This window comes from Variovorax sp. W2I14 (genome assembly GCF_050435205.1).
Taxonomy (GTDB): Bacteria; Pseudomonadota; Gammaproteobacteria; order Burkholderiales; family Burkholderiaceae_C; genus Variovorax; species Variovorax paradoxus_C.
Window position 1 is genome coordinate 863,851 of sequence record NZ_JBNDJX010000001.1, and the last position, 12,310, is coordinate 876,160.

The 12,310-nt window shown below is 66.1% G+C and carries 10 protein-coding genes, 1 tRNA gene and 1 pseudogene; 7 read left to right on the forward strand and 5 right to left on the reverse strand.

The window, feature by feature from the left end; all coding sequences use genetic code 11:
- Positions 1-98: 98 nt before the first annotated feature.
- On the forward strand, positions 99-2,975 hold the full coding sequence (locus QF040_RS04050; RefSeq protein ID WP_429609943.1) for a DUF349 domain-containing protein: 2,877 nt from the start codon (positions 99-101) through the stop codon (positions 2,973-2,975).
- A gap of 78 nt (positions 2,976-3,053) precedes the next feature.
- Here the strand turns inward: QF040_RS04050 and QF040_RS04055 are convergent.
- The 5 genes and pseudogenes from QF040_RS04055 to QF040_RS04075 all read right to left on the reverse strand — a co-directional run bounded on the left by QF040_RS04055 (position 3,054) and on the right by QF040_RS04075 (position 6,458).
- Positions 3,054-3,846, reverse strand: a pseudogene (locus tag QF040_RS04055) (zinc-dependent peptidase).
- 8 nt (positions 3,847-3,854) lie between these two features.
- Positions 3,855-4,631 (reverse strand): UDP-2,3-diacylglucosamine diphosphatase, encoded by a 777-nt coding sequence (locus QF040_RS04060; protein WP_429609944.1) that lies wholly within the window; start codon positions 4,629-4,631, stop codon positions 3,855-3,857.
- 22 nt (positions 4,632-4,653) lie between these two features.
- The gene (locus tag QF040_RS04065; protein ID WP_307507881.1) at positions 4,654-5,166 is read right to left on the reverse strand and encodes a peptidylprolyl isomerase; all 513 of its coding nucleotides are present in this window, start codon (positions 5,164-5,166) and stop codon (positions 4,654-4,656) included.
- Between the two features lie 34 nt (positions 5,167-5,200).
- Positions 5,201-5,791 carry a peptidylprolyl isomerase gene (locus QF040_RS04070; RefSeq protein WP_429609945.1) on the reverse strand — a complete coding sequence of 197 codons (591 nt, stop codon included), beginning with the start codon at positions 5,789-5,791 and terminating at the stop codon, positions 5,201-5,203.
- Positions 5,792-5,867: 76 nt separating this feature from the next.
- Complete coding sequence (locus tag QF040_RS04075) at positions 5,868-6,458, reverse strand: tetratricopeptide repeat protein (protein WP_013541917.1); 591 nt, start codon at positions 6,456-6,458, stop codon at positions 5,868-5,870.
- A gap of 203 nt (positions 6,459-6,661) precedes the next feature.
- Here QF040_RS04075 and cysS point away from each other — a divergent pair, with 203 nt between their 5' ends.
- The 6 genes from cysS to QF040_RS04105 all read left to right on the forward strand — a co-directional run bounded on the left by cysS (position 6,662) and on the right by QF040_RS04105 (position 12,136).
- Positions 6,662-8,041 carry a cysteine--tRNA ligase gene (cysS, locus tag QF040_RS04080; protein WP_429609946.1) on the forward strand — a complete coding sequence of 460 codons (1,380 nt, stop codon included), beginning with the start codon at positions 6,662-6,664 and terminating at the stop codon, positions 8,039-8,041.
- Positions 8,042-8,058: 17 nt separating this feature from the next.
- Positions 8,059-8,709, forward strand: a complete 651-nt coding sequence (locus QF040_RS04085; RefSeq protein ID WP_013541915.1) for a DNA-3-methyladenine glycosylase family protein — start codon at positions 8,059-8,061, stop codon at positions 8,707-8,709.
- A gap of 19 nt (positions 8,710-8,728) precedes the next feature.
- A complete protein-coding gene (locus QF040_RS04090) occupies positions 8,729-9,709 on the forward strand; it encodes an acetyl-CoA carboxylase carboxyltransferase subunit alpha (protein WP_042580102.1) in 981 nt (326 codons plus the stop codon).
- Positions 9,710-9,715: 6 nt separating this feature from the next.
- Complete coding sequence (gene tilS, locus QF040_RS04095; protein WP_429609947.1) at positions 9,716-10,687, forward strand: tRNA lysidine(34) synthetase TilS; 972 nt, start codon at positions 9,716-9,718, stop codon at positions 10,685-10,687.
- Positions 10,688-10,748: 61 nt separating this feature from the next.
- Positions 10,749-12,017, forward strand: a complete 1,269-nt coding sequence (locus QF040_RS04100) for an aspartate kinase (RefSeq protein WP_306876892.1) — start codon at positions 10,749-10,751, stop codon at positions 12,015-12,017.
- A gap of 26 nt (positions 12,018-12,043) precedes the next feature.
- Positions 12,044-12,136 (forward strand) — tRNA-Ser (locus QF040_RS04105).
- The last annotated feature ends 174 nt before the right edge of the window (positions 12,137-12,310 follow it).

Genomic DNA, 12,310 nt, shown 5'->3' on the forward strand with positions numbered 1-12,310 from the left:
ACGGAATTCGGCGGTCCATCGCAAGTGGGTGAAAATGTCGATGTGCGCCGGCCTTTGCCGGCGCCTTCGCTTTCTCTACCAAGACAACGATTTCGCCAGTGACCTCTACTTCTTCCAAGCCACACGACCTTCAAGCCCTCGATACGCTCACCGGCGGCGCTTTCACCGCGCCGACTTCCGGCGAGCGCGCCGCGCGCATCCGCGACTGGCTCGCGGGCAACCCGGCATCCGAGCAAATGCAGGAAGTCTTCAAGGAGCTGAGCGGTCGCGACAAGGGCGCCGCGCGCCTGCTGCGCGAAAAGCTCGACGAGCTCAAGCGCGCCAAGGGCCAGGAGGCGATTGCTGCCGAATGGGCACAGAAGGCCGAACTGCTGCTGGGCCAGTCCAAGCTCAACATCGCCGATGCGCTTGCCTGGCAGCGCGACGCCGCCAAGGCCGGCGCGCCGCTCTCGCGCGAACCGCTCGCGGGCCTCAAGGCCAAGCTGGCCGAACGCGTCAAGGGCATCGAAGACCTGCAACACCGCGCCCAGGTGCACCGCGAAGCCGCCGTGCTGCTGGCACAGCGCTTTGAAGTGCTCTCCACCAAGGGCTGGCAGGACGCACAGGCCGCCGAAGAGTCGCTGCGCAACGACGTGACCCACTGGCAGCAGCAGGCCGCCGACATCACGGCCGACATCAACTGGAACAGCCTCGACGCCAAGTTCGCGCCGCAGCTCGAAGCGTCGAAGTCGCAGCTGCTGGTCGTGTCCGATGCGTTCCACAGCGCGCTGGCGCAGGCCATCGCCGCCGCCGCCGATGCTGCCGCGCCGCTGCCGCCGGTGCCCGTGTGGGCCGACGAGCTGCGCAGCGCGCGCGGCGAGGTGCTCGCCCCCAAGGCCGCAGTGCCCGCACGGCCTGCCGCACCCAAGATCGATCCGGCCGTTCGTGCCGCTGCGCAGGACGCCGTTCAGGTTGCGCTCGCCAAGCTCGAACAGGAAACCGCCGAAGGCCACGGCAAGGCCAGCGCCGGTGCGGCCGCCGCGCTGCGTGCGGTGCTCAAGGAGCACGGCAAGCTGGTCGAGGCGCCGCTCGAAGCCCGCGTGCACGCCGCGCTGGTCGCGGCCGGCGAGCTCGAAGGCTGGCAGCGCTGGAGCGCCGACAAGGTCCGCGAAGACCTCGTCGCCAAGGCCGAAGGCCTGCTCAAGCGCCCCGAAGGCCAGGCCCTCGGTGGCCGCAAGATGCAGGAAACGCTGCGCGCATTGCGCGACCAGTGGAAGCAGGCCGACCAGGGAGGCGTGCCGAACCATGCGCTGTGGAAGCGCTTCGACGAAGCGTGCAACGAAGCCCACAAGGTGGTCGAAGCCTGGCTCGAAAAGGTGCGCGCCGATGCGGCCGAGCACCGCGCGCATCGCGTGGCGCTGATCGAAGAGGTCAAGGCCTGGGCCGCCGAGCATGCCGGCGCCACCGACCTGAAGGCGCACAACCGCGCGTTGCACCAGTTCGCCGACCGCTGGCGCGATGCCGGCCACGTGGGCGAGAAGGTCTTCGCCGAACTGCAGCCGCAGTGGAACGAAGCCTTCGGCGCCGCGCGCGCACCGTTCGAGACGGCCCAGAAGGCCAGCGTCGAACGTCGCCAGGCCATGATCGCCGAGGCCACCGAGCTCGGCGCCCAGCCGATGCTGCGCATCGACGCCGTCAAGGCACTCCAGCAGCGCTGGCAGCACGAGGCGCAGAGCGTGCCGCTCGACCGCCGCCATGAACAGAAACTGTGGGACGCCTTCCGCGCCCCCATCGACGAAGCCTTCAACCGCAAGACCGCCGAGCGTGAAAAGGCGTCGGCCGCCATGAGCGAGCACGACCGCCATGTGCTCGATGCGTCCAAGGCGCTCGACGCGGCCAATGCCGGCGGTGACGTGCAGAAGATCCGCGCCGCCATCGCCCGCCTCGAAGGCGCGCTGCGTGGCGAAGCGCCGCCCCCCGCACCCAAGGCCGAACAGGCTGTGGTGAGCAGCGACGGTCCGTCGGTCGGCGCAACTGAAGTCGTAGCGCCCGGACAGGCGGCTGCTGAATTCGCCGAAAGCGCCGAGCAGGCGCCGAGCCCGAGCGATGCGGAAGCCTCGTCGGCCGCACCGACCGAAGCAGCGCAGCCCGCCGCGCCCGACCTCGTGGCCCCGGCCGATGGCGCCGATGCCTCCGCACGCGCCGACGGCGCAGCGCACGAAGCCGGCGAAGCCGCCGCTATCGAAAGCCCCGCACCAGCCGCCGCGCCGAAGCCGGCGCCCAAGCCGGTCGTGGCCATGCGTGGCGACGACCGTCCCAGCAGCAAGAAGACCGAAGCGGCACCCGCAGGACGCGCCGGCGGCAAGTTCGGCGACCGTCGCGACGGCGGCCGGCCAGGCCCCGGTGGCCCGGGCCGTCCTGGCGACCGTGGCGGCCCGCGCCCCGACGCACGCGGTGACCGTGGTGGCGATCGCGGCGCACCGGCCGGTCGTTTCGGCGACCGTCCCCCGCGCTTCGAAGACCGCGGCCCGCGCTTGGGCGACGCCGCTTTCCGTGCCCAGCGCGAAGCGCTCGAACGTGCGGACATGGCGCTGCGCAAGCTCGCTGCGCAAGCCCATGGCGAAGCACTGACGCAGGTGCTCGGCGCCTGGGAGCAGCGCGATGCGGCTCGCCTTCCGAGCGTTCAGGAGCTGGGTCGCGCGGTCACGCCGGCCGTGCGCACCACCTGGTCGCAAGCTGTCGGCAGCGCGCCGACGGCCGCGGCCAGCGATGCTGCCGAAGCGCTGCTGCGCCTGGAAATGGCCGCCGAAGTGCCGACGCCCGCTGAGCAACTCGACGCACGCCGTGCGCTGCAACTCAAGCTGCTGACCAAACGCGGCGACCCGGCGCCGGCCCAGACCTGGGGCCAGGATGCCGGCAAGGTGCTGGCTGCGGCGCACGATGCGGCCAGCGCACGCCGTCTGCAGAACGCGTTGAAGGCGCTGCTGCGCAAGTAAGCGCCAGACGGCCATGAAAAAGACGCCCCGCGGGGCGTCTTTTTCTTTGGGGCGTTGAACTGCGGACCCGGCTGCCGCTCAGGCCTGCCGGCTCAGGAAAAACTCATCGAAAAGAGCAGTCACCGCAGCGAAGTCCCGGGCGAAGTTCGGCCGGTTCACGAAGTAGGCTTCGCAGGCCACCGCGAAGGAACTCGCTGATCGATGTCGCGCCGTAATCGTCGAGCCATGGCGGCTCGGCGCCGAAGCGCTCGGCCATGATGGTTTTCTCGCGGAAATCGTCGTAGGCCGGTTGCAGCACGGCGAGCCACGCGGTGCGCGATTCGCGGGCGCTCCGCTTGCCCGCGAAGCCGGATGGCAAGGGTGGGCAGCCATCGGCATCGCCGCCGCGCATGTCGATCTTGTGGGCGAACTCGTGGATCACGACGTTGTAGCCGCCTTCGCTGGTGACGCTGCTCGCGAGCACGTCCTGCCAGCTGAGCATGACGGGGCCGCGGTCCATGGCTTCGCCGGCCACCACCTCGTCGTACTCGTGCACGACCAGTGCTTCGTCGACGACCTTGCGCCGCGCCACAACCTCGGACGGATGCACCACGATGCCGACGAAATCGTCGTACCAGTCGAGATGGCCTTTCAGGTGCAGCACAGGCAGCACGGCCTGCGCCGCGATGGCCAGCGCCACTTCGTCGGTGATGACAAATCCCTGGGTGCCGTGGAATTCCTTGTCGCGCAGGAACTCGGCCGTGAGCGTACGCAGCAGCTGAACATCGGCAGCGGGGCGGTCGGCCAGGAAGGCATAGCGCGCCAGCGTGGCCTGCCAGGCGGCATCGGGAATCGGGGGCAGGGCGCGCAGGCGGCGCAGCCACTTGAACATCGGCGGTGCTAGCGCAGGTCGACGCGCTGTGCGCCGGCGGTGGAGAGGCACAGCAACTGCGCACGCGGCGGATGGGCGGCCACGTCCCAGTCGCTCAGTACGATGCGGCGCAGGCCGTTGCCCAGGTCGTGCTCGGCGGGGCGGTGCGTGTGGCCGTGCACCATCGTTTGCGCCTTGGCCTGCTGCAGCCATTGGCGCGCGGCGTCGGTGTCCACGTCGGCCCAGATCGTCGAGGGATTGCGCTTGCGGTCTTCGCTCTGCGTGCGCATCGCGCGCGCGAGCGCGCGGCGCTCTTCGAGCGGGCGTGCCAGGAACGCGGCCTGCCATTCAGGCGTGCGAACCATCGCGCGGAACTTGAGGTACTCGGTGTCTTCCAGGCAGAGGATGTCGCCGTGGCTCAGCAGCCAGCGCTGGCCGTGCAGCACCAGCACGGTGGGGTCGTCGAGCAGCGTGAGGCCGCATTGCGCCGCGAGCGCGGGGCCGACCAGGAAGTCGCGGTTGCCGTGCATGAAGAACACCGGCAGGCGCTGCGCTGTGCGGCGCAGTAGCTCGGCGCATTGCGCCTCGAAGCCGGGGGAGGCGGCGGCATCGTCGCCCACCCACACCTCGAACAGGTCGCCGAGGATGACCAGCGCATCGGCCGGCGTGGTTTCGAGGTAACCCCGCCAGGCCTCGAAGGTGGCGGGCTCGCCGGCCTGCAGGTGCAGGTCGGAGATCAGGTCGACGGTGCGCCACGCGGGCGGCGCCACCAGCTCGGTGAAAGCCGGGTTCGCCACGTTGGTCATGCCGCGCCGTGCCTGTTGCGGGTCATTCAGCGATGACGACAGCCTTTTCGATCACCACGTCTTCGAGCGGCACGTCGTCGTGGAAGCCCTTGCGGCCCGTCTTCACGGCCTTGATCTTGTCGACCACGTCGGTGCCGTTGATGACCTTGCCGAACACCGCGTAGCCCCAGCCTTGTGCCGAGGGTGCCGTGTGGTTCAGGAAGCCGTTGTCGGCGACGTTGATGAAGAACTGCGCGGTGGCCGAGTGCGGCGCGCTGGTGCGGGCCATGGCGACCGTGTAGTTGGCGTTCTTCAGGCCGTTGTTGGCTTCGTTCTCGATCTCGGCGCCGGTGGGCTTTTGCTTCATGCCGGGCTCGAAGCCGCCGCCTTGCACCATGAAGCCGGGGATCACGCGGTGGAACACCGTGTTGTCATAGTGGCCCTTCTTCACGTAGCCGATGAAGTTCTCGGCCGACTTGGGCGCCTTCTCGGCGTCGAGTTCGAGCGTGATCACGCCGTAGTTCTTGATGTGCAGTTCGACTTGGGGGTTGCTCATGAGGGACTCCTTCTTCGGAAATTGGGGGAACGAATTACTTCGCCAGCGTGGCGGACTTGATGGTGATGGTCTCGAGGGGCACGTTCTGCATGCCGCCCTTGTTGCCGGTCTGCACGGCGCGGATCTTGTCGACCACGTCGGTGCCGGCCACGACCTTGCCGAACACCGTGTAGCCGTAGCCGTCGGGGTTGGGCGCGTTGAGCGAGTCGTTGTTCTTCACATTGATGAAGAACTGCGAGGTGGCCGAGTTCGGGTTGCCGGTGCGCGCCATGGCGATCGTGTACTTGTCGTTCTTCAGGCCGTTGCTCGCTTCGAGCGGAATCGGCGAGCGCGTGGGCTTTTGCTGCATGTCGGCCGTGAAGCCGCCGCCCTGGATCATGAAGCCGTCGATGACGCGGTGGAACACCGTGCCGTCGTAGTGCTTGTCTTTCACGTACTGCAGGAAGTTCTCGACCGACTTGGGGGCCTTGGCCGCATCGAGCTCGACCACGATGTCGCCGGCCGAGGTGGCGAGCTTCACGCGCGGTGCGGCTTGCTGCGCGTGGCCGGTGGCGGCGAAGCCGATGGCCGCGGCCAGGATGAAGGCGTTGCGGCGGCTGAATCTTGAAAAGGCGTGGATCGTCAAATGATGCTCCGTTTGCGAAAGGGGGAGGGCGCAGACCGTGCAACGCATGCGTCGCACCGCCCGTGCCGGCAGCGGCTTACTTGCTGGACTTGCCGACCGGCTTGCGGATGACCACAGGCGCGGCCGGCAGCGCGGCGGCTTCGGCCTCGGCCTTCGAGGAGAAGATCTGGCGGATCAGCAGGAGCTTGGGCGCGACGCTGGCGTTGGTGCTGGCGAACTGCTGCGCCTTCACGTATTCCTGTGCCGCGAGGCGCGCATACACGTCGCCGAGGTTCTCGTGCGCGGTCGCGTAGTTCGGGTTGAGCTTGATCGCCGATTCGAGCGCGGCGCGTGCCTGGTCGAACTTGCTTTGCGAGGCATACAGCGCCGCGAGGTTGTTGTAGGGCTCGGGCAGCTCGGGGAAATCCTGCGTGAGCTGGGTGAAGGCGATGATGGCCTCGGGCTGCTTGTTCTGCTCGGTGAGGATCACGCCGCGCAGAAAGCGCATCTGCGGATCGCGCGGCTTGCCGGCGATGTAGGTGTCGGCCTTGGCGAGCGCTTCGGTGGCCTTGCCTTGACGTAGCAGAAGGTTCACTTCGTCGTACTCGTTGGCATGCGCAACGGAACCCCACAGGCTGAACAGGAGTGCGAAGGCGATGGAGAGTTTGGAGAACACGGCGTGCTTCATGAAGCCTCGGCAGGATAGGGGAATGCGGGCCTGGAGAACACCCGGGAGGGACGCGGCAGCAGGCTGCGGCGGCCGTTTATACTGCGTGGCATTGTAGCCGAGGGGCCATGTCCAACCCCTCGTGGCCACTGTCCCCGTCACCCCTGAAATACCCCGTCGTTCGCCCGTGCCGCACGTGCGCGAAGCGACGCTTTCCGAGTCTCATGAGTCTGCGCATCTACAACACGCTGTCGCGTGAATTGGAGGAATTCTCCCCATTGCAACCTGGCAAGGTGCGCATGTACGTTTGCGGCATGACGGTCTACGACTACTGCCACCTGGGCCACGCCCGCTCGATGATCGCCTTCGACGTGGTGCAGCGCTGGCTGAAGGCCAGCGGCTTCGACGTGACCTACGTGCGCAACATCACCGACATCGACGACAAGATCATTCGCCGCGCCGTGGAAAACGGCGAGAGCATCCGCGCGCTGACCGATCGCATGATCGACGCGCTGCACGAAGACGCCGATGCGCTGGGCATCGCGCGCCCCACGCACGAGCCACGCGCCACCGACTACATCCCGCAGATGTTGTCGATGATCGGCACGCTCGAGAAGAAGGGCCTGGCCTACCGCGCCGACAACGGCGACGTGAACTACGCCATCCGCAAGTTCCCCGGCTACGGCAAGTTGAGTGGAAAGTCGATCGACGAACTGCATGCGGGCGAGCGCGTGGCCGTGCTCGACGGCAAGGACGACCCGCTCGACCCGGTGCTCTGGAAGAGCGCGAAAGCAAGTGAACCCGATGAGGTCAAGTGGGCCAGCGAATTCGGCGCCGGCCGTCCGGGCTGGCACATCGAGTGCTCGGCCATGGCCTGCGCGCTGCTGGGCGAAACACTCGACATCCACGGCGGCGGCGAAGACCTGCAGTTCCCGCACCATGAGAACGAAATCGCGCAGAGCGAAGGCGCCAACGACAAGCCGCTATCCAACTACTGGATGCACAACGGCTTCATCGTGACCGACAACGAGAAGATGTCCAAGAGCCTGGGCAACTTCTTCCTGATCCGCGACGTGCTGAAGAAGTACGACGCCGAGACCATCCGTTTCTTCGTGCTGCGCGCGCACTACCGCCGGCCGCTCAATTACAGCGACGTGCATCTGGACGACGCGCGCAATTCGCTCAAGCGGCTGTACACGGCACTCGAGCTGGTGGCGCCGGCCGAGGTGACGACCATCGACTGGAACGACCCCTACGCCGCGCGCTTCAAGGCCGCGATGGACGAAGACTTCGCCACGCCCGAAGCGGTGGCCGTGCTGTTCGACCTGGCGGGCGAAGTCAATCGCACGCGCTCGGCCACGCAGGCCGGGCTGCTGAAGGCGCTGGGTGGGTGCGTGCAGATACTGCAGAGCGATCCGAAGAGTTTCCTCCGCGCAGGCGCAACGCTCGACGACGCGGCCATCCAGGCGCAGATCGATGCGCGTGCCGCCGCCAAGGCTGCGAAGAATTTCGCCGAGGCCGATCGCATCCGCCAAGGGCTGCTCGATCAGGGCATCGTGCTCAAGGATTCGCCCACTGGCACGAGCTGGACCGTCGCGAAGTGAACGGAACCACCAACCCCATGCCAGCTTCCAAAAACCCGACCGTTCAGATCTACACGCCGGATTATTGGGAAGAGGCCTGCAAGCACCTGGCCAAGAAAGACCGCGTGATGAAGCGGTTGATTCCGAAGTTCGGCACCGCATGTCTCGAATCGCGCGGCGACGCCTTCACCACGTTGGCGCGCAGCGTCGTGGGCCAGCAGATCTCGGTGAAGGCCGCGCAAACCGTCTGGGACAAGTTCGCCGTGCTGCCGCGCAAGCTGACGCCGGCGAACGTGCTCAAGCTCAAGGTCGACGACATGCGCGCAGCGGGCCTCTCGGCGCGCAAGATCGAATATTTGGTCGACCTGGCCTTGCATTTCGACTCGGGCGTGGTGCACGTCGATGCATGGAAAGACATGGCCGACGAGCTCATCATCGAAGAGCTCGTGGCCATTCGCGGCATTGGCCGCTGGACGGCCGAGATGTTCCTCATCTTCCACCTGATGCGTCCGAACGTGCTGCCTGTGGACGACGTCGGGCTGCTCAACGGCATCAGCGTCAATTACTTTTCGGGCGACCCGGTGAGCCGCAGCGATGCCCGCGATGTCGCCGTGGCCTGGGCCCCGTATTGCAGCGTGGCGACTTGGTATATTTGGCGGTCGCTGGACCCCGTGCCGGTCGCGTATTGAAATAAAACAGGAGAAGACGTTGGCGAAACGAACCTTCCTCGATTTCGAGCAGCCCATTGCGGAACTCGAAACAAAGATTGAAGAACTGCGCTATGTACAGACCGAATCGGCGGTCGACATTTCGGAAGAAATCGATCAGCTCGGCAAGAAAAGCCAGCAGCTCACCAAGGACATCTACAGCGACCTGACGCCCTGGCAGATCACCAAGATCGCCCGGCATCCGGAGCGCCCCTACACGCTCGATTACGTCAACGAAATCTTCACCGACTTCGTCGAACTGCACGGCGACCGGCATTTCTCGGACGACCTGTCGATCGTGGGCGGCCTCGCGCGCTTCAATGGCGTGCCTTGCATGGTGCTCGGCCATCAAAAGGGCCGCGACACGAAGGAGCGCACCGCGCGCAACTTCGGCATGAGCAAGCCCGAGGGCTATCGCAAGGCCTTGCGTCTCATGAAGACGGCCGAGAAGTTCAAGCTGCCCGTGTTCACCTTCGTGGACACGCCCGGCGCATACCCCGGCATCGACGCCGAAGAGCGCGGCCAGTCCGAAGCCATCGGCCGCAACATCTTCGAGATGGCGCAGCTCGAGGTGCCGATCATCGTCACGATCATCGGCGAGGGCGGCTCCGGCGGTGCGCTGGCCATCTCGGTCGGCGACCAGCTCGTGATGCTGCAGTACTCGATCTACTCTGTGATCAGCCCCGAAGGTTGTGCGTCCATTCTCTGGAAGACCAGCGACAAGGCGCAGGAAGCGGCCGATGCGCTCGGTATCACCGCGCATCGCCTGAAGGCGCTGGGACTGGTCGACAAGATCGTGAACGAGCCGGTCGGCGGCGCGCACCGCGACCATCGCCAGATGGCGGCATTCCTGAAGCGCGCACTCAACGATGCGTTCCGCCAGGTCAGCGACCTGAAGCCCAAGGAACTACTGGAACGCCGCTACGAGCGTTTGCAGAGCTACGGCCGTTTCAACGACACCAAGGCCGACACCGGCCGCTGAGCACCCATGAGCGAAGCCTTCGAACGCGCCATCGCCGCGTTCGAGCCGGCGCAATGGCCGCTGGCGGTGGGCTTCAGTGGCGGTGCGGACTCCACCGCCTTGCTGGCCGTTAGCGCCTCGCGCTGGCCGGGGCAGGTAGTGGCCTTTCATGTGCACCACGGACTGCAGGCCGCGGCCGACGATTTCGAGCGGCATTGCGGCGAGGTGTGCGAGCGGCTTGGCGTGCCGCTCGTCGTGCATCGGGTCGATGCGCGGCATGCGCCAGGGGACAGTCCCGAAGACACCGCGCGGCGCGCACGCTACGAGGCGTTTGGTGCCATGGCGCATGCGAATGCGGAGCGTCCCGCCATCCGGTCCATCGCTCTCGGGCATCACGCTGACGACCAGGTCGAAACGCTCTTGCTGGCACTGTCGCGTGGTGCCGGCCTTCCGGGTTTGGCGGCCATGCCCGCGCAGGCCGAACGCCATGGTTTGAACATCTATCGACCTCTGCTGACAGTGCCGGCAGCTGACATCCGAGCCTGGCTTGCAGGGCGCGATCTGCCATGGATCGAAGACCCGAGCAACGGCGATGCCCGCTACACCCGCAACCGGATTCGCGCGGTGCTGCTGCCAGCACTGGAGCAGGCTTTTCCGCAGTTCCGCGCGACGTTCGCGCGCAGCATCGGCCATGCGGCGCAGGCGCAGCAACTGCTGCTCGAACTCGCCGCGCAAGACCTCGAAGCCGTGGGCAACCCGCCACTCATCAAGGCGCTGCAGGCGCTTTCGCGAGCCCGCCAAGCGAATGTGGCGCGCCACTGGCTGATGCAGTCTCACGGCTGCGCGCCCAGCGCCGCGCAGCTCGACCAGCTGCTCGATCAGGTCCGCGCCTGCACCACGCGCGGCCATCGCATCCACCTCAAAGTGGCCGGCGGTTTCGCCGAGCGGAAGGGCGATCGGCTGCATTGGTACAATGCCCCGCCCTCGCCGAAGACTTAGCTCCCACAGCTTGCAGGGCGCCGCCTATCCAGCGGCCCTTTTCCTTTCTCTGATTTCACCCATGGCATTGATCGTTCACAAATACGGCGGTACGTCGATGGGCTCGACCGAGCGCATCAGAAACGTCGCCAAGCGCGTCGCCAAGTGGGCGCGCGCCGGCCACCAGATGATCGTGGTTCCGAGTGCCATGAGCGGCGAGACCAATCGCCTGCTCGGCCTCGCCAAGGAACTGGCGCCGAGCAAACCGGGCGAAGCCCACAACCGCGAACTCGACATGCTGGCATCGACCGGCGAACAGGCTTCGTCCGCGCTGCTGGCCATTGCGCTGCAGGCCGAGGGCATGGAGTCGGTGAGCTATGCGGGCTGGCAGGTTCCGGTGCGCACCGACAGCTCGCACACCAAGGCCCGCATCGAGAGCATCGACGACCTGCGCGTGATGGCCGATCTGAACGCGGGCAAGGTGGTGGTCATCACCGGCTTCCAGGGCGTGGACGACGCGGGCAACATCACCACGCTGGGCCGCGGCGGCAGCGACACCTCGGCCGTGGCCATTGCGGCTGCCATGAAGGCGCACGAGTGCCTGATCTATACCGACGTGGACGGCGTCTACACGACCGACCCGCGCGTCGAGCCCGATGCGCGGCGCCTGACCACCGTGAGCTTCGAAGAGATGCTCGAGATGGCGAGCCTCGGCTCCAAGGTGCTGCAGATCCGCTCGGTGGAATTCGCCGGCAAGTACAAGGTGCCGCTGCGTGTGCTCTCGAGCTTCACCGCATGGGACATCGACATCAATGAAGAGGCCAAGTCCGGCACGCTGATCACTTTCGAGGAAGACGAAAACATGGAACAAGCCGTCGTATCCGGCATCGCATTCAATCGCGACGAAGCCAAGATCTCGGTGCTCGGCGTGCCCGACAAGCCGGGCATCGCGTATCACATCCTCGGTGCCGTGGCGGACGCCAACATCGAGGTCGACGTGATCATCCAGAACCTGAGCAAGGACGGCAAGACCGACTTCAGCTTCACGGTTCACCGCAACGAATACGCCAAGACCATCGACCTGCTGCAATCGAAGGTCATGCCTTCGCTGGGCGCGACCGAGATCGTGGGCGACACCAAGATCTGCAAGGTCAGCATCGTGGGCATCGGCATGCGCAGCCATGTGGGCGTGGCGAGCAAGATGTTCCGCGTGCTGAGCGAAGAGGGCATCAACATCCAGATGATTTCGACCAGCGAGATCAAGACCTCGGTCGTGATCGACGAAAAATATATGGAATTGGCCGTTCGGGCGCTGCATAAAGCCTTCGATCTGGACCAACCGGCCTCCTGACGGTGGCATAATCTCGGCTGCTTTCAGGAACTGTGACCGAGTGGCCGAAGGTGCTCCCCTGCTAAGGGAGTATGGGGTGTAGAGCCTCATCGAGGGTTCGAATCCCTCCGGTTCCGCCAAACAAAAGCCCCTGTAGTTGAAAGACTACAGGGGCTTTTCGTTTGGGGCGGCACATCGACGTGGCCGGGTGTCGGATTGCGCATGTTTTGATTCGCGTCGGTCACCGCGCGAATTTCTCCCAGAGCGGCTCAGCACCTGAGCCTTGAAGCCTGCGCATCGACGTACATATCGAG